Here is a 19875-nt window from a genome sequence, read left to right on the forward strand (position 1 = left end):
TGGTTGTTTTTAGATCTATATTTTTCCTTAGAACGAGGCTAAACTATGTCAAAAAGTTTTAACCCCCATAAAAAATAGGGGTAATTGAATGACTTTTATCAATATTCGAATTTTTACCCTATTTTTTTGAGGGTATTAATAATAAATTATGATTTTTTGATTTTTCAACAACAATGGAATTTGAATTATTGTCAGTATTTTCTATGATTTAGTACTATAATTTCTAAGATTCAAAGTAAAACTTAAAAGAAATTCACATATCCGCATTTACACCTATATATTATCGGTTTGAATATTTATTAAAAAACACGTTTAATATTGATATATACCTATTTTTATCTCGACTTCGCTTCTAAAATCGAAATAATGAAATGGGCTCTATTGTAATTCAAAAACTAGAGCGTATCTTAGCCCTTCAACTCAAGTTTTTAAACCAATATTTGTTGATTATGCTGAAGAAACAAGGACTTTATTTACCGGAATTTGAACATGAAAATTGTGGTGCCGGTTTTATTTGTAATCTTAAAGGAGAGAAAACAAATCAAATCATCCATGATGCCTTAGAAATTCTAGTAAAATTAGAGCACCGTGGTGGTGTAAGTGCTGATGGAAAAACTGGTGATGGCGCTGGTTTATTAATAGATATCCCTCATGACTATTTTAACCGTGTTTGCGATTTTACGTTACCCGCTCAAAGAGAGTATGCGGTTGGTATGGTATTTTTACCAAAAGTAGTTAACCAGTATGAGTTTTGTAAAACCACTTTTGAAACCGAAGTTAAGGCTCAAGGTCTTTCCATTCTAGGTTGGAGAAAAGTTCCAGTTGACTCGTCTCAATTAGGTCAAATTGCATTAGCTTCTGAACCAAATATCGAGCAACTTTTTATTGGTAAAATTGAAGATATAGACGAAGCGACTTTTAAAGCAAAACTATATGCTGCTCGTAAAATAACCGAGCATACCATTAGAGAATCTAAAATTTCTGAAAGTGGGTACTTCTATGTGCCAAGTTTATCAAATACAACCATTATATATAAAGGTATTATAATGCCTGAAGATATCGGACCTTATTATACCGATTTACAGCAAATCGACTTGGTTACACGTTTAGCTTTGGTACACCAACGTTTTTCAACGAATACCATGCCAACTTGGGAATTAGCTCAGCCATTTCGCTTTATGTGTCAGAATGGTGAGATTAATACTTTAAGAGGTAACGTAAGTAGAATGCGTGTTCGTGAAGAAATCATGAAAAGCGATGTTTTTGGCCCTCAAATAGATAAATTATTCCCAATTATATTACCAGGAAAATCTGATTCTGCTTCAATGGATATGGTGGTTGAGTTATTAACTCACACCGACAGATCTTTACCAGAAATCATGATGATGATGATTCCTGAAGCATGGGAAAAACACGCTACAATGTCTGAAGACAAAAAAGCGTTTTACGAATACAATGGCTGCATCATGGAACCTTGGGATGGTCCAGCTTCAGTGCCGTTTACAGATGGCGATTATATTGGTGCTTTATTAGACAGAAATGGTTTAAGACCTTCGAGATATACCGTAACAAAAAGTGGAAAACTTATCATGTCTTCTGAAATTGGTGTGGTTAATGTGGAACCTGAGGATGTAAAAGAGCATGGTAGATTAGAACCAGGAAAAATGTTCTTGGTAGACATGAATGAGGGCCGTATTATTGAGGATGAAGAGATAAAAAGTAAAATTGTTTCTGAAAGACCTTACAAAGAATGGTTAGATAAGACTCGCCTTCACTTAAGAGATGTTCCATATACCAACGAAACATGTCCTATAGAAACTATTGACATTAAAACACGTCAACGCTTATTTAACTACACTTTTGAAGATATTCAAGAAGTCATTACGCCAATGGCGGTAGTTGGAAAAGAGGCCTTAGGCTCTATGGGAATAGACACACCATTAGCTGTGTTGTCTGACAGACCTCAATTGATTTCCAATTACTTTAAGCAATTATTCGCGCAAGTTACCAACCCTCCTTTAGATGGAATTCGTGAAGAAATCGTAACAGATATTAGCTTAAACCTTGGAAAGGATAGAAACATATTCAGTATTACCGAAAGACAGTGTAGAAAATTAAGAATTCAAAATCCTGTTATTTCAAACGCTGATTTAGAAAAAATTAGAAGCATACAAGTTGAAAGCTTTAAGGCTGAAACAATCCAGATGCTTTATCCTAAAGTACAAGGACTAAATGGTCTTGAAAACGCTTTAGAAGATTTAGTAAAACAAGTTGAAAAAGCTCTTGAAAGAAAAACGAACATTATTATTCTTTCTGATAGAGGTGTAAATGAAGAATACGCTCCTATCCCAGCTTTATTAGCTTGTTCTTATGTTAATCATCAATTAAACCGTTTACGTAAACGTTCTTATTTCGATATTATTATCGAATCTGCAGAACCACGTGAACCTCATCATTTCGCAACCTTATTTGGTTATGGAGCAAGCGCTATCAACCCATATATGGTTAATGAAATTATCAGAATGCAAGTTAAGGAAGGCTTCATTACTGGTATGGATGAACAAAAAGCCGTTGATAACTTCAACAAGGCTATTGGAAAAGGTATTTTAAAAGTGATGAACAAAATTGGAATCTCTACATTACATTCTTACAGAGGTTCTCAAATTTTTGAAATTGTAGGTTTCAATTCTCAATTTGTTGAAAAGTACTTCCCATATACAGCTTCTAGAGTTGAAGGTATTGGGTTATATGAGATTGAAAAAGAGATAGACCAACGTTACAAACAGGCTTATCCTGACAATAAAGTTAACAGAAAGCTAGGCTTAAATATAGGAGGTGATTACAGATGGAGACGTAATGGGGAAAGACATTTGTTTAACCCTACTACAGTTGCCAAATTGCAACAAGCAGTAAGGCTAAGTGACCAAAAAAGTTATGATGTTTACTCAAAAACTATAAATGAACAGTCAGAAAACCTAATGACTATTCGCGGCTTATTTGAGTTTGACAATCTAGATCCAATTCCATTAGATGAAGTAGAACCTTGGACAGAAATTGTAAAGAAATTTAAAACAGGTGCCATGTCTTACGGATCCATTTCTCGTGAGGCCCATGAAAATTTAGCTATTGCTATGAACCGAATTGGAGGTAAATCCAATTCTGGTGAAGGTGGCGAAGATAGAAAACGTTTCCAAAAAGATGTTAATGGAGATAGCAGAAACTCGGCTATCAAGCAGGTAGCCTCTGGTAGATTTGGAGTGACTTCGCATTATTTAACCAATGCTAAGGAGATTCAAATTAAAATGGCGCAAGGTGCTAAACCTGGTGAAGGTGGACAACTTCCTGGTGAAAAAGTATTACCATGGATTGCATCTGCCAGAAACTCAACACCTTTTGTAGGATTGATTTCACCACCTCCACATCATGATATTTATTCTATTGAAGATTTAGCACAATTAATTTTCGATTTAAAGAATGCGAATCGTGAGGCTCGTGTTAATGTAAAATTAGTATCTGAAGTAGGTGTTGGTACTATTGCTGCTGGTGTTGCAAAAGCTAAAGCCGATGTGGTATTAATTTCTGGTTACGATGGTGGTACAGGTGCTTCACCGCTTACATCATTAAAACATGCCGGATTACCTTGGGAGCTTGGTTTATCAGAAGCACAACAAACTTTAGTTCTTAATAACTTAAGAAGTAGAATTGTTGTAGAGTGTGATGGTCAGCTAAAAACAGGTAGAGATGTTGCTATCGCAGCTTTATTAGGAGCTGAAGAGTTTGGATTTGCAACGGCGCCATTAGTAGCTTCAGGATGTATCATGATGCGTAAATGTCATTTAAATACTTGTCCTGTAGGTATCGCAACTCAAGATAAAGAGTTACGTAAAAACTTTAAAGGTACACCCGAGCACGTGATTAACTTTTTCTATTATGTTGCAGAAGAGTTAAGACAAATCATGGCACAACTAGGGTTTAGAACCTTAGCCGAAATGGTTGGACAAACGCACAAAATAAACGCGAACAAAGCAATTAAACATTACAAAGCTAAAGGATTAGACTTATCAAGTATTTTACACAGGCCTTCAGTTTATAATGAACTTACTGTTCGCAACACAGAAGCTCAAGACCATAATTTAGATAGTGTCTTAGATTTTACAATTCTTAAAGATTCTCATAGGGCTTTATATAGAAAAGAAAAAACAAATCTGTCTTATCCTATTAAAAATATTGATCGTACGGTAGGTGCTATCGTAAGTAATGAAATTTCAAAAATTTATGGTCATTTAGGGTTACCTGAAGACACCTTAAATATAAACTTCACAGGATCTGCGGGTCAAAGTTTTGGTGCTTTTGGGGCACATGGTTTAACCTTCACAGTTGACGGTAATACAAACGATTACCTTGGTAAAGGGCTTTCTGGAGCAAAACTAATTGTTAAAAAACCGGCAACAGCAGATTTTATTGCCGAAAACAATATTATCATTGGTAATGTTTGTTTGTTTGGTGCTGTTCAAGGTGAAGCTTACATCAATGGTATAGCAGGAGAACGTTTCGCAGTTAGGAACTCTGGTGCTACCGCTGTAGTTGAAGGTGTTGGAGATCACTGTTGTGAATACATGACTGGTGGTAAAGTTATTGTTTTAGGTGAGACTGGAAGAAATTTTGCAGCAGGAATGAGTGGTGGAATTGCTTATGTATATGATCCTGACCATAAATTTGTAAATGGTTTATGTAACACAGAAACTATAGAATTTGAGGATATTACTTCTGAAGATGCTTCAGATTTAAAAACTTCAATCGAAAAGCATGCGCTTTATACAAATAGTAATAGAGGAAAAGAATTATTGGCAGACTGGGATACTAGCTTAGGTAATTTTGTAAAAGTTATGCCAATAGAGTATAAAAAAGCTCTTGCGCGTTTAGCAACAGGAGAAGTAATGGTAGAAGAATTAACAACAGCATAGTGTCATGGGTAAAGTAACCGGATTTAAAGAATTTGAAAGACAAGATGAAAAGTACACTTCTGTAGAAGATCGTGTGCAACATTATAAAGAATTTACAGTTCCATTAAGTGATACAGAGATCACAAAACAAGGATCTCGTTGTATGGATTGCGGAATACCTTTTTGCCATAGTGGATGCCCACTTGGTAATTTAATTCCAGATTTTAATCATATGGTACACCAAGGTGAATGGCAAAAGGCCTCTTGGTTATTACACTCTACTAATAACTTTCCTGAGTTTACAGGCAGACTGTGTCCTGCGCCTTGTGAGAAATCATGTGTATTAGGTATTATTGAAGATCCTGTATCTATTGAAAATATAGAAAAAAATATTGTAGAACGTGCTTTTAAGGAAGGTTGGATTAAACCTCAACCGCCAGAAACTAGAACAGGAAAAACTATTGCTGTGGTTGGTTCTGGACCTGCTGGTTTAGCGGCCGCTCAACAATTAAATAGAGCTGGACATACTGTTACTGTTTTTGAGCGTGACGATGAAGTTGGTGGGCTACTACGTTATGGTATTCCTAACTTTAAAATGGAAAAAGGGATTATTGACCGTAGAGTCGCTATTCTTGAAGCTGAAGGCATTACCTTTAAAACCAATGTAAATGTTGGAGTTAATTATGATGTTGAAGATTTAAAAGCTTTTGATTCTGTGGTACTTTGTGGTGGGGCTACTGAAAGACGTAGTTTACCAACTCCTGGTATTGATGCAGATGGTGTGGTTCAAGCTATGGATTTCTTAACCCAACAAACAAAAGTCTTGTTCGGTAAAAAGGTTGACAACCAAGTTATGGCTACCGATAAAAATGTTATTGTTATTGGGGGTGGTGATACAGGTTCAGATTGTATTGGAACCTCCAACCGTCATGGTGCTAAATCTGTGGTGAATTTTGAAATTATGCCAAAACCACCAGGACATCGTTCTCCAACCACACCTTGGCCTTTTTGGCCACTACAGTTAAAAACATCCTCTTCTCACCAAGAAGGTGTTGAACGTAACTGGCTGATTAACACTAAAGAATTTGTAAAAGATAGCGATGGTAAATTAACGGCTTTAAAAACTGTTAACGTAGAATGGAAAATGGTTCCAGGTCAGCGCCCTCAGCTTATAGAAATTGAAGGTACAGAAAAAACTTGGCCATGCGATTTAGCGCTATTAGCTTTAGGTTTTACGGGACCTGAAAGTACGTTAGCAGATAAGTTAGGTCTTGATACCGATGCGCGTTCTAATTACAAAGCGGAATATGGAAAATATCAAACTAACGTCCCTAACATATTTACTGCTGGCGATATGCGTCGAGGACAGTCTTTAATTGTTTGGGCTATTTCCGAAGGTAGAGAAGCTGCAAGACAAGTAGATTTATTCCTCATGGGTAAATCGAACTTACCATCAAAAGATGTAACTGGTGATTTAGTTACCATGTAAATATAATAACTTAGATGTAATAAAAAATCCAGCTGTAAGCTGGATTTTTTATTACAATCAATTTTAACTTTCCTTTTTAAGCGGAGAATGATGTTCGTGTACTATTTTCCATCCATCATCGGTATTCAAAAATAATAGCGTTATTTGATCATTAACTACAACAAGGTCTTCTCCGAATTTTAAATGAAAATCTGAATGAAAGGTCACATTAGCGACATCACCATAAACAGCAACTTTTAAATCTTTTGCATCAAATTTCACTACTTCCGTTACAGCACCAAACACAATACGCTCATGAGCTTCATTTGCCGCACCATCATTCCTTGGCTCTCCAGATTTAAATTCCGTGAACTTTGAACCATAAGCGTGAAAAGATATTAATTCATCAATATCCCCATCCTTCAGGCTTTGCGCGATAGCTCCGAAGGTTTCTATCACTTCTTGTTTAGCTTCCGGAAATTCGTCATTAATTAGATCTACTTTTTCTACAACCTCAACCACTTCAACAACTTCTTCTTTCTTTTCCTTACAGCCGTTAGATAAAAGAAATGCGCTAAATACTAAAACAGCTAATACTAATTTTGTTTTCATAATAATACGAGTTTAGTTTGTTAATTAAATAAGCTTTCTAATTAACCTTAAAGGAGAGTTTTTGTAAGTTACTGAATATTAGATCAAAACACAACTAATTACCTACTTATAAAAATTCATCTGATCTAAATATTCCCACACATGCTCAGGAAACATCGGTTTTACATTTTTGCCTTCGGCAATTGCTTTTCTAATAAATGTAGATGAAATTTGCATAACCGGCGCATTAATAAAATGAATTTTTTCATGGTCATTAAATTGCGTATCTACTTCTTTCCGTGAGATTCTAGGGTATACATAAATATGATGGCGCTTTAAGATCACCTCATAATTCTTCCACTTGTGTAAACCTTTCAAATTATCTTCACCCATTATCAATGCAAATTCGTAGTCTGGGTGTTTTTCTTCTAAATAAGCTAAAGTATTAACGGTATAATTAGGCTGCGGCAAGTTGAACTCTATATCACTAGGTTTTAAGTTTGGGTACTCTTTGGTGGCCCTAAACACCATTTCTAAACGTTGATAATTATCTAAAAGAGTTGATTTCTTTTTAAATGGATTATGAGGTGTTACTACAAACCAAACCTGGTCTAAGTCACTAAATTCAGCAATATGGTTTGCTATAATTAGGTGCCCAATATGAATGGGGTTAAAAGAACCAAAATATAATCCAACTTTCATGATAAGGACTTAAGACTTAATAAATGCACTTATTTTTTCATGCGCCTCTTCCTGTGCATGTTCTAAAGTATCATTAACCACAATAGTATCAAATAATGGTGCTGTCGCTAACTCTGCAGACGCTTTGGCTACGCGCATGTTTATTTTATCTTCAGACTCTGTTTTTCGCTTTTTTAAACGAATCTTTAATTCATCAACACTTGGTGGTTTGACAAAAACAGCGAGGGTTTCTTCTGGATATTTTCTTTTTATGCGAAGCCCTCCAGAAACATCAATATCAAAAATAACGTTCTTGCCTTGTGCCCAAATACGCTCTACTTCTGTTTTTAAGGTCCCATAAAAATTATCCCGATATACTTCCTCCCACTCTAAAAATTCATCGTTTTTTATTTTGGCCTTAAATTCTTCAGCAGATAAAAAATAATAATCTTTACCATGTTCTTCCGTACCACGTTTTGCCCTTGAGGTTGCCGATATTGAAAACTCTAAATTTAAATCTTCTATACCTAATAAGTGCCTAACAATCGTTGTTTTTCCAGAACCTGATGGCGCAGAAAAAACTATAAGTTTACCAGTAGCTGGTGTTTCTTTTTTCACAAATAATATCTTTAATTAAAGTACATTCAACAATTGTTCCTTAATTTTTTCCAGCTCATCTTTCATCTGAACTACGAGCTGCTGCATTGGGGCATAATTACTTTTAGATCCAATGGTATTAATTTCTCTTCCCATTTCTTGACTAATAAAACCTAATTTCTTTCCATTAGATTCATTAGAATTTATGGATTCGGTAAAATAATTCAAATGATTCTTTAATCGTACTTTCTCTTCAGTAATATCGAATTTTTCAATATAGTAAACCAGTTCCTGCTCAAATCTGTTTTCATCATACTTCTCTTTCAATTCTTCAACACCTCTCAATAAACGTTCTCTCACCCCTTCAACACGCTCAGGATCCATAGCTATCACCTGCTCTAATATAGTTTCAATTGATGCAATTCGGGCATTAAAATCTTGCTCTAAAACCTTGCCTTCATCCAATCTGTGTTCGGTTAGATCTTCAACCGCTTTATGAATTTCAGCTTCTATGGCTTTCCATTCGTTTTCATCTATTTCTTCTCGTACCGTATTTAAAGCATCAGGAAATCTTACAGCCATTTTAAGAAGCTCAATATCATTTCCATCAACAACATTCTTCAATTGCGCGATATATTGTTTAACAACGGGGGTATTAATTTGAGATGATGTATCCTCTGCGGTAGCTTCAACATAAATTGAAAAATCAATCTTACCGCGTACTAATTTATCAGCAAGAACTTTTCTTATTGCCAATTCTTTTTCTCTATAAACAGATGGCATTCTTGCATTTAAATCTAAATTTTTACTATTTAAAGATTTAAGTTCTATAGTCACTTTTTTCGTGGGTAGTTGCAATACAGATTTTCCATAACCTGTCATTGAGTATATCATAAAGACTTAATTTAAGTTATGCAAAGGTAACAAAACCCTAAGGATAGAAAACAGAATATGAAAAGCAACTTTCACTTCTAATGAATTTCTCTAATTCGTTATAAAAAACTAATTAGAACTATCTACCAAAAGATTCTCCAATTCTAAAATACAACCCCCAATCTCCCTTTCCAGCTGCTACATCTACACCAATATTAATGCGCTCTTTTGGAATCATCATATATCTAATCCCAACACCCCCTCCTGGTAATATCTCTGCTTTACCTAAGCCTGAAAAATTCTCTACAGCTGTGGCTAGTCCAAAGAAACCAACCATACCAAATTTATTCTCAAAACGCCACCTATATTCAGATTGGATCGCATAGACCTGATTATCTCGGTATTTCCCGTTGGAATATCCCCTGATATCATCTTGACCTACCACATTCTGTCCTTGAAAAGGTACATCGCCAGTAGCAATAGATGCAGTAGCACGAGTCACTATAATTTTTCGTTCTGAACTTAAAGGATAGTAATGATTATATGTTAATTCGAAACTCTCAAAATCATCTTCACTATTAAGCCATTTTCTGAAAAAATCATTTTTAAACTCAACATTAAAACCTTCGTACGGGTTTAATTGATTATCACGTTCGTCATAATTAAACAAGTATCCTAAACTATTCATACGTCTCTCATCAGTTAATAGTTCAGGTGGTAGAAAATCGGGTAAATCAAAGTCTGTTTTACTGGTTGAAATTACAGTCCTAAGCCCCCCGTACAATTTTCCTACTAATTTTCGTTCTACCTTTAACATGGCAAACTCAGCCCTAGTATTAAAACCAATAAAATCGCCCCCAACTACGGGAATTTCCTGCCAATATTGATAATTAATATTACCTAATCCTAGACCAAACATAACACGCCATTTATCTTCATTTAAATATAGTTTTTGAAATGCCGCAGCAAAGAATGTATTATTCGTTGAATACATCCCAAAAACGCCTGTTGAAGACGTTGGAGAAATGGTGTCTTTTTCGCTCACTTTATAAAACATTTGGCCCATAACTCCTGCGCTTAAACCAATAGCATTGCTATAATTAATAACGGGAATGCCAGCAAAATTCACCTTTTTAATAGAGTCATTTTTCTTTTGCGCAAACCCGCCCAAACAGAGACTCAGAATTAACACAATCACTAAATAAAATTCCCTATTTAACACTTGTCTTATCCCCGTATTCATTATATGACAATTTTTATATAACACAAAATTACCAAGTTATGAAATAAAAAAGCATTCTATTAATAAAAAAAGAATGCTCAATTATGCTTCTAAAATAACTCTTTAAACTACTTCAACTCCAGTTTTTGAGTTTCCTGTTTATAACCTTCACCTCTAATAGCTTCAAATTTGATCACCATATCTCTAAGTTTGTCTTGATTTGTTCCAGCCAAATTATTCTGTTGCCCTCGATCATCTTTCAAATTATACAATTGAAAGTCCTTAGAATTACCAATTTCAATATTTACTGCACTAAGGATTTCTGGTCCATTATATGGAGGAATCATAACCCAATCACCTTCTTTATAAGCTGTTTTTGAATTGGCTTCAATAATTAAATTTTCTCTTCCATTATTAGATTTTCCTAAGAAAACATCTAATAAATCCTCACTGTCATTAGCTTCCACATCACTATCTACAAACTTTGCTAGAGACGATAATATATCTAACTGACAAACTAATGCATCCGATACTCCTGGTTGAATAGTACCTTTCCAATATGTAAAAAACGGTACCCGTGTTCCAGCTTCAAACAGACTGTATTTCCCTCCTCTTAAGCCTCCTCTTGGTGTATGGCTTCCTAATTTTTCAACAGCATCATCATAATATCCGTCATTTAATACGGGGCCATTATCACTTGAGAAAATGATTAAGGTATTTTTCAAAACACCTTCTTCTTCTAGCGTTTTAATAAACTCTCCTATACACCAATCTGCTTCAACAATTACATCTCCTCTAGGCCCAAGCCCTGAAGCACCAACAAATCTTGGATGTGGTGTTCTTGGCACATGTGGTTGTTGCATGGCGTAATACAAGAAAAAAGGCTCGCTCTTGTGCTGTTTCACGTAATTTTGAGCTCCTTTTAAAAAGTGATCCGCCATATCTTCATCTTTCCACTTTGCTGCTTCTCCACCTTTCATATAACCAATACGCGGTATTCCATTTACAATACTACTATTGTGTCCATGGTGCCATTTCATTTTTAATAATTCTGGGTTATCAACACCATTTGATTGCCCTTCAAAATTTTTGTTGTAATTAATCTCTATGGGGTCGTTAGGGTCTAAACCAACAACATCTCCGTTTTCAATATAAACGGTAGGAACCCGATCTTGAGTTGCTGCCATAATATAAGAGTAATCAAATCCAACTTCATTAGGCCCCGGACTTACCCGCTCATTCCAATTTACATGTCCGCTCCCTAATCCAAGATGCCACTTCCCTACAATACCTGTGTAATATCCTTTTGATTTCAACATTTTTGGAACTGTCATTTGATCAGTACCAATAATTAATGGAGCAGTACCTGGTAATATTTTAGCATCTTTTTCTCGCCAAGGATATACGCCTGTTAACAAAGCATATCTACTAGGCGTACACGTTGCCGAAGATGCAAAACCATTAGTAAAACGCACGCCGTTATTGGCTAAACTATCCATATTAGGAGTTTTGATTTGAGTCGCACCATTAAAACCAACATCTCCATAACCTAGATCATCTGTATAAATAATTACAATATTGGGTTGTGTAATATCTTCTGCTGATACCGCTTCTGTAACTTCTTTTGATTTCTCTTTACAGTTCACAGTTATAAGTGCTAAAAGCACGTAAAGTATCCCTTGGTTTAATCTTTTCATATATGGTTAGTTTAGTTTTATATTTTAAAAAAAAAATCTTGTTCTTAAATAGAGTTTCTTTCTAATTTATTAATCCCATTTTTAGAGTATGCAATATAGAAAAAAAGACTAAAATTTTTGTCTAAAAACAAGCCTCATATGGGTTGAACTGTAGTAAATGTTTTATATTTGAGTAAACTAGAACTAGTAAAATTAAGACTATTATGAAACATACTACTTTAAAGCATGTATTTCTAATTCTTATGGCGATTTGCTTCTCAAGCTCAGCCATAGCTCAAGATGAAGACATCAAAGATAAAAAAGAACGTAAAGCCAGAAGCTCGTTTAAAATATCTGCAGGTGTAAACTTAAACGGCCTTAATATTGACACTGCCGAAAACCCTATAACTTCTGATGCAACCGTTGGTTATAATTTTGGAATATCATACAAACGAGGACGTTTCTTTTACTATGAAGTTGGAGCAAGGTATAATAAAAGACCTTATGATTTCACTAATTCCTTTGATAGCAGTATGACTTCTGATTTTTCGATGTCGGCACTGGACATTCCAATAACAGGAGGTTTAAATATTACTTCGTTTGCAGATCGGCTGGTAGGTGTTAGAGTTTTTGTTAGTGGTATCCCTTCTTTTGTCCTATCTAAAGATCCTGGAAGCTCACTTGATTCTGAAGATCAAATTGAAAACTTTATTTTTTACGGGCAACTTGGTTTGGGTGTAGATATTGCATTCTTTTTTGTTGAATTAGGGTTTAATTATGGGTTTGATGACATGGTAAATACCCTAAACTCTAATCCTGCTCAAGGCTACCTTAACCTAGGTTTCAGATTTTAAAGAAGATTCCCTTTAAATAAAAAAAGCGAACCTTTCAGTTCGCTTTTTTTTTACGTAAATGTTATTTAAAGCATGTTTTTCATAAATTCTTCCGCCTTTTCAACCATATTTTTACTTCCACAAATAAACGGAACACGCTGATGTAATTCTGTAGGCTCGACATCCATGGTTCTCGTAAATCCGTCGCTAGACTTACCATTAGCCTGTTCTGCCAAAAACGCCATAGGATTACATTCATAAAGCAAGCGTAATTTCCCGTTAGGGTTTTTCGAGCTTTGTGGGTATAAATAAATCCCTCCTTTAATCATATTTCTATGAAAATCTGAAACCAAAGACCCTATATATCTAGAAGTATACGGTCTGTTTCCTTCTTCTTCTTGACAATATTTTATATAATTTTTTATGCCTTGTGGAAAATGAATATAATTCCCCTCATTCACAGAGTAAATATTACCATATTCAGGAAATTTCATATCCGGATGCGATAAATAAAACGACCCTATTGCAGGGTTCAAAGTAAATCCATTTACACCATCTCCAGTTGTGTAAACCAGCATCGTAGAGGTGCCGTAAACCACGTAACCTGCAGCTACTTGTTCACTTCCTTTTTGTAAAAAATCTTCTAATTGGACAGGGGTACCTACTGGTGTTATACGCCTATAAATTGAAAATATAGTTCCCACAGAAACATTAACATCAATATTTGACGAACCATCTAAAGGATCAATTAAAACCACATATTTATTTTGATGATTTTCGTCTTGACTATTGATAGCGATAAAATCATCTTCTTCTTCACTCGCTATACCGCAAACAATATTTCTTTTTGTAAGCGTTTGAATAAATTTCTCATTAGCATACACATCTAACTTCTGCTGATCTTCACCTTGAATATTAGTGTCACCCACAGCTCCAATAATATCAACCAATCCTGCCTTATTAACTTCGTGGTTCACAATTTTGGCAGCTAATCTTATGGAATTTAGTAAGCTTGAAAGTTCCCCTGAAGAATATTGAAAAGACGACTGATTCTCAATAATAAACTCCCCAAGAGTTTGTTTTTTGTTAGACATATAAGATAATTTTAATTTCTACAAATATCTGCAAAATTTACCTAACTACATCGTTTTCGAAAAGGTAATACATCGAATATCTTTAACTTTAAACTATATTTGACTGAATAATAATAACTATGGATTTTACTATTAGAAATGCCCAAATTGAGGACATGCCTCAGGTCCTTAAATTGATTCATGAACTAGCTGTTTTTGAAAAAGAACCAGACGCTGTTGAAATCACTTTAAAAGATTTAGAAAATGATGGGTTTGGCAAAATATCCTATTTTCATTGCTTCGTTGCCGAAGTAAATTCTAAGATAGAAGGAATTGCCTTAATCTATAATAGATACTCTACTTGGAAGGGAAAAGCAATTCATTTAGAAGATTTAATTGTAAGTGAATCTGTTCGTGGTACTGGTATAGGTACAGCTCTTCTGGATGAAGTTGTTAAATACGGGCACCAATTAGGTGTTAAACGTATAAATTGGGAAGTACTTGATTGGAATGAACCTGCCATTGCATTTTACGAAAAAAAAGGTGCTAATGTGATGCGAGATTGGAACGTGGTACAACTTGGGGAAGAAGGTATTAAATCATATATAGCTAATATATAAGATGCAAGTATTCAAATTTGGCGGGGCTTCCATAAAAAATGCGAAAGGTGTAAAAAACTTGATATCTGTTTTACAAAAAACGGGTTATAAGAACACTTTAATTGTTGTTTCGGCTATGGGTAAAACCACTAATACTTTGGAGCTGGTTGTTAAAAACTATTTTGAAAACAAAAAAGACTTACAAAGTTCATTACAGGAAGTTAAAAAGTACCATATTGAAATATTATTAGACTTATTCGATAGTGAAAATCATGAAGCCTTTAAAAAGGTCAATGCTTTTTTTGACGAACTCAATGTTTTATTAAAAACTAATAAGTCTCCAGATTATAATTTTGTTTACGATCAAGTTATTGGGTTTGGCGAATTAATTTCTACCACAATCATTAGTACCTATTTAAATGCTGTTGGATTTAATAATAATTGGGTTGATGCAAGAAATCATATCAAAACAGACAATTACTATAGGAGAGCAAACGTAAACTGGGAAGGTACTCAATCATTAATACACTCCAATCTAGATACCTCTAGCTTAAATATTACACAAGGCTTTTTAGGAAGTGATGCCAATAATTTTACAACTACTTTAGGTAGAGAGGGCAGCGATTATACTGCAGCCATTTATGCCTACTGTTTAAATGCAGAAAGTGTTACGATTTGGAAAGATGTTCCTGGAGTCCTAAATGCGGATCCTAGATATTTTGAAAATGCACAGCTACTTAACCAAATATCATATCGAGAAGCCATAGAGTTAGCCTTCTACGGGGCATCTGTAATACACCCTAAAACATTACAGCCTTTACAACGAAAAGAAATTCCGTTACATGTTAAGTCTTTTCTTAAACCAGATTCAGAAGGGACGCAAATTGGTAAAAATGTTACTTTGGAACCTATGATTCCCTGCTTTATAGTCAAGAAAAATCAGGTTCTTATTTCGTTATCGTCTTTAGATTTTTCTTATATCGTAGAAGAAAACATAAGCGCTATTTTTAAACTACTACATCAATACAAAATGAAAGTTGACGTTATTCAAAACTCAGCCATTAGTTTCTCGGTTTGTATTGATAACATTTATAATAATCTGGAGAAATTATTACAACATTTAAAAGCAAAATTTAAAGTCTCTTGTTATAATAATGTTTCTCTTTACACCATTCGGCACTATAATCAGCATGCCATAAATGAAATTGAATCAGGTAAAACTGTGTTGTTAAAACAATTAACTCCAGAAACCGTTCAACTAGTAACTAAATAAACATTTAGTACATTTACACACATGAGTAAGGAGCAAGATTTAGGATTAGTAAGTGCTAAGGAAGTTGCCAAAGCTATACAACTAGATAAGTATGGTTTTATTGGAACTTTTATAGGTTGGATTTTAATGAAGGTTCTGAAAATATCAACCCTTAACAAAGTCTATAAAAGAAACAAACATTTAAGTGAGCTCCCCTTTTTAAATGGTATTTTAGATGATTTTCAAATAAAGTTTGATATTCCTGACGAAGATTTAAAACGCTTACCAAAAGAGGGTGCTTATATTACCATATCCAATCATCCCCTTGGAGGTATTGATGGTATTCTTCTCTTAAAATTGATGATAGAACAGCGTAAAGATTTTAAAATTATAGCTAACTTTTTGCTACATAGAATCGAACCTATGAAACCATACATCATGCCTGTTAATCCTTTTGAAGATAGAAAAGATGTAAAGTCAAGTATTGCTGGCTTTAAAAATGCTATCCTTCATTTAAGAGATGGACATCCGTTAGGCATATTTCCTGCCGGAGAAGTGTCCACTTATCGGGATGGTAAGTTGGTTGTGGATAGACCTTGGGAAGAAACTGCTATGAAATTAGTGAAAAAAGCGGGGGTTCCTGTTGTTCCTATATACTTTCATGCTAAAAATAGTAAGTTGTTCTATAAACTCTCAAAAATTAGCGATACGTTTAGAACTGCTAAATTACCTTCCGAATTACTTACCCAAAAGCGTCGCACCATAGGTGTAAGAATTGGTAAACCTATTTCTGTTGAAGACCAAAAAGAACATGCTTCGCTTGACGAATTTACCGAATTTTTAAGACGAAAAACCTATATGCTTTCTAACGCATTTGCAGACAAACCCAAAATATTGGATAATATTTCGTCTACCTTAAAAACGCCAAAACCTCCAAAACGCATTATCACCCCAGTTGAGCAGAATTTAATGATCCAGGAAGTGGATGCACTAAGAGCTAGTGATGACAGACTCTTAGAAAGTAAGAACTATGAGGTGTTTTTAGCCGAAGCTGAAAAAATTCCAAATATCCTCCAAGAAATAGGAAGGCTAAGAGAAATTACCTTCAGAGCCGTTGGTGAAGGGACCAATGAAGCTATAGATCTAGATCCATTTGATAAGTATTATCATCATATGTTTTTATGGGATAATGAAAAAAAAGTACTTGCTGGAGCTTATAGAATGGGGTTGGGGTCAAAAATATTTAAACGTTATGGTATTGATGGATTCTATCTTCAAGACCTATTCCGATTTGAACCCGAACTCTATAAAATGATGAGTGAATCCATTGAAATGGGGCGCGCCTTTATTATTAAAGGGTACCAACTAAAACCGATGCCTTTATTTTTACTTTGGAAAGGCATTGTACATATTACACTGCGCTTCCCGGAGCATAAATTTTTAATAGGTGGTGTGAGTATTAGCAACCAGTTTTCAAACTTTTCAAAATCCTTGATGATTGAGTTCATGAAATCGCATTACTATGACCCATACATCGCACAATATGTACATCCTAAAAAAGAATTCAAAGTAAAACTAAAAGATGCTGATAAGGATTTTGTTTTTGACGAAACTGAGGCAGACCTTAATAAGTTTGACAAAATTATTGATGAAATAGAACCAGGAGCACTGCGCTTGCCAGTACTTCTTAAAAAGTATATCAAACAAAATGCGAAACTAGTTGCTTTTAATGTTGATCCATTATTTAACAACTCCGTTGATGGGCTTATGTATATTAAAATAGCCGATCTGCCTGAAAGCACTGTTCGTCCTGTCATGGAAGAGTTTCAGGCAGAGTTAGAAAACAAATTTAAAGAGAGTAAAAAAGAAGCTTAAAGAAAATAATGAGACCTAAGATTTTTCTAGTTATTTGTTTTTTAAGCCTTAGATATACTTGTATTTCGCAAACCATTACTGGAGTAGTTATAGATGCAAAAACCAAAAGCCCTATAGAAACTGCCACTGTATATTTTGATAATACAACGCGCGGGGTAGTAACTAATAAAAGAGGACAATTTTCAATTTCTTATAATGAGGCAGTACAATCACCGTTAATAGTTTCATTTCTAGGTTACAAAAGACAAATAATTACTGACTATAGAACAAAAAACCAAATTACAATTCAACTAAAAGAAACCAAAGAAATTTTAGATGAAGTAATTGTAAAAGCAAATGATGGCTTAAGCCGAAAACAAAAATTAAGATTATTTAGAGCAGAATTTTTGGGGACTTCCAAATTTGGAAAATCTTGCAAAATTTTAAACGAAAATGATCTTGTAATAAGATATCATAAAAAACACAAATTACTAACTGCCAACGTCAAAGCCCCTATTAAAATAGAAAATAAAGGCTTACAATATTTAATGACTTTCGACATGGAACTTTTTGAAATAAGTTTTAAACATGTTGATGAAGACCAAAATATATTTAACGTCGGTTCCGTAAAATTCATAGGTAATACCTATTATCAAAACTTAAAAAATTCAGATAAAAAGAAAGTTTTAAAAAACAGAAACAAAGTTTATGCTGGTTCAAGACTAGAATTTATGCGTGCCCTATATGCAGAAAACCTAGAAGACAACGACTATCAAATATTTTATAACAAACTTAAAACGAACCCATCAAAACATTTTAATTTTAGACAACATAACAACCCTCAAGTTAAACTTGTCACACTAAACGAACGCGTGTCTATTCTGTATAACAAAAGAAAACAATCTTCTATAGAATTTTTAAATACTTCGATTCTTTTGGACGCTTATGGAAATTATACCAATGTAATCAAAGTACGTTTTTCTGGCGCTATGTCTAATCAACGTTTTGGTGATTTATTGCCTTTTAATTTTGGAATAATGAATTCTATCCCAAACTAGAAAAAACGTACTTCATTTCAGTTGCAATTTGTAAACTTCTTTTGAAATAGGTTTCTGTTTGTTGTGGAGTACCATCAGACTTTTTAGGATCTTCATAGGTAATTGCTATACGCTTATCGCACCCCAAAACTATTGGACAGGCCTCATCTGCTGAAGAACAAGTCATAATCGCCGCAAACTCCGAATCTGGATTAAAATCGTTACTAAACGTTTTAGAAAAGGCTATTACTGATGGCTCATTTTCAGAAAATTTAATACTATAAACAGGATTATTTTTTTCTGATAGCTTATCAATTTTAAATCCTTGTTTGCTTAAAGTCTCCCCAACTTTTGGAAACATCTCTGTCGCTTCTGTACCTCCAGAATAGCAAGACACCTTACTAACATCAAAATAGAAGGCCATAGTTTGCGCCCATATTTGCGATAGATGACTACGGCGTGAATTATGTGTGCAAATAAAATTTAATCGGATACTCGTCCCAGCTTTAATCTTATCATTTAAATAATCAATTAACGGATTAAGAATCCTTCTCCTTTCTTCCGAAACATCATTAGTATCTAATATATCTATAGTTTTAGATATCGTTTCAAACACTTTTTTATTATTCATATATACTTTAAATTAACAACAACCCGAACTAGGCGAACAGCATGATTCAACTTTCTCAACTTCTTTTTCGGGAACTCCGCATAGCTCTTTTGCCTTACAATCTGTTTTTTCAATAGCTAATTTGATAATCAAGTTTTTACCTTGTATTTCAAAATCATTAACAAATAATTGAGTCGTATGAAATTTACTGTTACTATATTCCAGCTTTAATTCTGCATCTGATGTATAAGGCTTCATTCCTCCTACCTTTTTAAGGATAGCTAGGGCTTTATAAACCGCCATATACTCCGTTTTATCTAACTCATTAGGACTTTCCCAGAGTTGAATAATTGTTTCTCTCCACGAATCTATTTGCGATCCGCAATCGACAGAATCAACCAAAATATGCTTCACTTCTGTAATATGGTAATTGGCTCCTACTAATAAATTAGGCGCATATTCAAACAATAAAGATTTATCTTTATGTTGCTCCAGTACGTTAAAAAATTCTTGTGTTTTCATTTATTCAAGATTTATTAATTTAAATAATGCTTCTAAATGTTTTA

16 protein-coding genes are annotated in these 19875 nt (G+C 34.2%); 7 read left to right on the forward strand and 9 right to left on the reverse strand.

All coding sequences use genetic code 11. The features are described from left to right. Positions 1–449: 449 nt before the first annotated feature. Entirely contained in the window at positions 450–4964 is a 4515-nt protein-coding gene (gltB, locus tag Q0857_RS02450; protein ID WP_298531615.1) for a glutamate synthase large subunit, read from the forward strand. 4 nt (positions 4965–4968) lie between these two features. Continuing rightward, a complete protein-coding gene (locus tag Q0857_RS02455) occupies positions 4969–6432 on the forward strand; it encodes a glutamate synthase subunit beta (protein WP_298531617.1) in 1464 nt (487 codons plus the stop codon). 63 nt (positions 6433–6495) lie between these two features. Here Q0857_RS02455 and Q0857_RS02460 read toward each other — a convergent pair whose 3' ends face one another. From Q0857_RS02460 to Q0857_RS02485, 6 genes are all read right to left on the reverse strand, one after another. Next, on the reverse strand, positions 6496–7023 hold the full coding sequence (locus Q0857_RS02460; protein ID WP_298531619.1) for a nuclear transport factor 2 family protein: 528 nt from the start codon (positions 7021–7023) through the stop codon (positions 6496–6498). Between the two features lie 102 nt (positions 7024–7125). Continuing rightward, positions 7126–7704, reverse strand: coding sequence for a nicotinate (nicotinamide) nucleotide adenylyltransferase (nadD, locus tag Q0857_RS02465; RefSeq protein WP_298531622.1), 579 nt, complete (start codon positions 7702–7704; stop codon positions 7126–7128). 9 nt (positions 7705–7713) lie between these two features. Further along, positions 7714–8301 carry a guanylate kinase gene (gmk, locus tag Q0857_RS02470; RefSeq protein WP_298531625.1) on the reverse strand — a complete coding sequence of 196 codons (588 nt, stop codon included), beginning with the start codon at positions 8299–8301 and terminating at the stop codon, positions 7714–7716. A 15-nt stretch (positions 8302–8316) separates the two neighbouring features. After that, on the reverse strand, positions 8317–9174 hold the full coding sequence (locus tag Q0857_RS02475; protein ID WP_298531627.1) for a YicC/YloC family endoribonuclease: 858 nt from the start codon (positions 9172–9174) through the stop codon (positions 8317–8319). A gap of 118 nt (positions 9175–9292) precedes the next feature. Continuing rightward, a complete protein-coding gene (locus Q0857_RS02480) occupies positions 9293–10396 on the reverse strand; it encodes a BamA/TamA family outer membrane protein (RefSeq protein WP_298531630.1) in 1104 nt (367 codons plus the stop codon). A gap of 107 nt (positions 10397–10503) precedes the next feature. Next, positions 10504–12072: an arylsulfatase gene (locus Q0857_RS02485; RefSeq protein WP_298531633.1), complete on the reverse strand. Its 1569-nt coding sequence runs from the start codon at positions 12070–12072 to the stop codon at positions 10504–10506. A gap of 203 nt (positions 12073–12275) precedes the next feature. Here Q0857_RS02485 and Q0857_RS02490 point away from each other — a divergent pair, with 203 nt between their 5' ends. Further along, positions 12276–12905: an outer membrane beta-barrel protein gene (locus Q0857_RS02490; protein ID WP_298531636.1), complete on the forward strand. Its 630-nt coding sequence runs from the start codon at positions 12276–12278 to the stop codon at positions 12903–12905. A 65-nt stretch (positions 12906–12970) separates the two neighbouring features. Here the strand turns inward: Q0857_RS02490 and fbp are convergent, their stop codons facing one another. Continuing rightward, positions 12971–13978 (reverse strand): class 1 fructose-bisphosphatase, encoded by a 1008-nt coding sequence (gene fbp / locus Q0857_RS02495; RefSeq protein WP_298531638.1) that lies wholly within the window; start codon positions 13976–13978, stop codon positions 12971–12973. Between the two features lie 119 nt (positions 13979–14097). On the opposite strand from fbp, the gene Q0857_RS02500 reads away from it, so the two are divergent. Genes Q0857_RS02500 through Q0857_RS02515 form a run of 4 tightly spaced genes read left to right on the forward strand, consistent with a single transcriptional unit; the run spans position 14098 to position 18720 of the window. Beyond that, entirely contained in the window at positions 14098–14577 is a 480-nt protein-coding gene (locus Q0857_RS02500; RefSeq protein WP_298531640.1) for a GNAT family N-acetyltransferase, read from the forward strand. 1 nt (position 14578) lies between these two features. Continuing rightward, entirely contained in the window at positions 14579–15829 is a 1251-nt protein-coding gene (locus Q0857_RS02505) for an aspartate kinase (protein ID WP_298531643.1), read from the forward strand. A 21-nt stretch (positions 15830–15850) separates the two neighbouring features. Next, the gene (locus Q0857_RS02510) at positions 15851–17683 is read left to right on the forward strand and encodes a lysophospholipid acyltransferase family protein (RefSeq protein ID WP_298531645.1); all 1833 of its coding nucleotides are present in this window, start codon (positions 15851–15853) and stop codon (positions 17681–17683) included. 8 nt (positions 17684–17691) lie between these two features. Further along, positions 17692–18720, forward strand: a complete 1029-nt coding sequence (locus tag Q0857_RS02515; RefSeq protein WP_298531648.1) for a carboxypeptidase-like regulatory domain-containing protein — start codon at positions 17692–17694, stop codon at positions 18718–18720. On the opposite strand, the gene Q0857_RS02520 is transcribed toward Q0857_RS02515, so the two are convergent. Next, on the reverse strand, positions 18707–19330 hold the full coding sequence (locus Q0857_RS02520; protein ID WP_298531651.1) for a protein-tyrosine-phosphatase: 624 nt from the start codon (positions 19328–19330) through the stop codon (positions 18707–18709). The two genes, Q0857_RS02515 and Q0857_RS02520, sit on opposite strands and share 14 nt — an antisense overlap. Positions 19331–19342: 12 nt before the next feature. Next, the gene (locus Q0857_RS02525; RefSeq protein ID WP_298531653.1) at positions 19343–19831 is read right to left on the reverse strand and encodes a DUF6428 family protein; all 489 of its coding nucleotides are present in this window, start codon (positions 19829–19831) and stop codon (positions 19343–19345) included. Between the last annotated feature and the right edge of the window lie 44 nt (positions 19832–19875).

The sequence above is a fragment of the uncultured Algibacter sp. genome, from assembly GCF_947495925.1.
In the GTDB taxonomy this organism is placed as follows: Bacteria; Bacteroidota; Bacteroidia; order Flavobacteriales; family Flavobacteriaceae; genus Algibacter_E.

Bases quoted from the DNA above. Each gene is read 5' to 3' on its own strand.
- Q0857_RS02460 (WP_298531619.1), bottom strand. From the start codon at position 7,023: ATGAAAACAAAATTAGTATTAGCTGTTTTAGTATTTAGCGCATTTCTT.
- Q0857_RS02505 (WP_298531643.1), top strand. From the start codon at position 14,579: ATGCAAGTATTCAAATTTGGCGGGGCTTCCATAAAAAATGCGAAAGGT.
- Q0857_RS02485 (WP_298531633.1), bottom strand. From the start codon at position 12,072: ATGAAAAGATTAAACCAAGGGATACTTTACGTGCTTTTAGCACTTATA.
- Q0857_RS02515 (WP_298531648.1), top strand. From the start codon at position 17,692: ATGAGACCTAAGATTTTTCTAGTTATTTGTTTTTTAAGCCTTAGATAT.
- Q0857_RS02525 (WP_298531653.1), bottom strand. From the start codon at position 19,831: ATGAAAACACAAGAATTTTTTAACGTACTGGAGCAACATAAAGATAAA.
- fbp (WP_298531638.1), bottom strand. From the start codon at position 13,978: ATGTCTAACAAAAAACAAACTCTTGGGGAGTTTATTATTGAGAATCAG.
- Q0857_RS02510 (WP_298531645.1), top strand. From the start codon at position 15,851: ATGAGTAAGGAGCAAGATTTAGGATTAGTAAGTGCTAAGGAAGTTGCC.
- Q0857_RS02455 (WP_298531617.1), top strand. From the start codon at position 4,969: ATGGGTAAAGTAACCGGATTTAAAGAATTTGAAAGACAAGATGAAAAG.
- nadD (WP_298531622.1), bottom strand. From the start codon at position 7,704: ATGAAAGTTGGATTATATTTTGGTTCTTTTAACCCCATTCATATTGGG.
- Q0857_RS02520 (WP_298531651.1), bottom strand. From the start codon at position 19,330: ATGAATAATAAAAAAGTGTTTGAAACGATATCTAAAACTATAGATATA.
- gltB (WP_298531615.1), top strand. From the start codon at position 450: ATGCTGAAGAAACAAGGACTTTATTTACCGGAATTTGAACATGAAAAT.
- Q0857_RS02500 (WP_298531640.1), top strand. From the start codon at position 14,098: ATGGATTTTACTATTAGAAATGCCCAAATTGAGGACATGCCTCAGGTC.
- Q0857_RS02475 (WP_298531627.1), bottom strand. From the start codon at position 9,174: ATGATATACTCAATGACAGGTTATGGAAAATCTGTATTGCAACTACCC.
- Q0857_RS02490 (WP_298531636.1), top strand. From the start codon at position 12,276: ATGAAACATACTACTTTAAAGCATGTATTTCTAATTCTTATGGCGATT.
- Q0857_RS02480 (WP_298531630.1), bottom strand. From the start codon at position 10,396: ATGAATACGGGGATAAGACAAGTGTTAAATAGGGAATTTTATTTAGTG.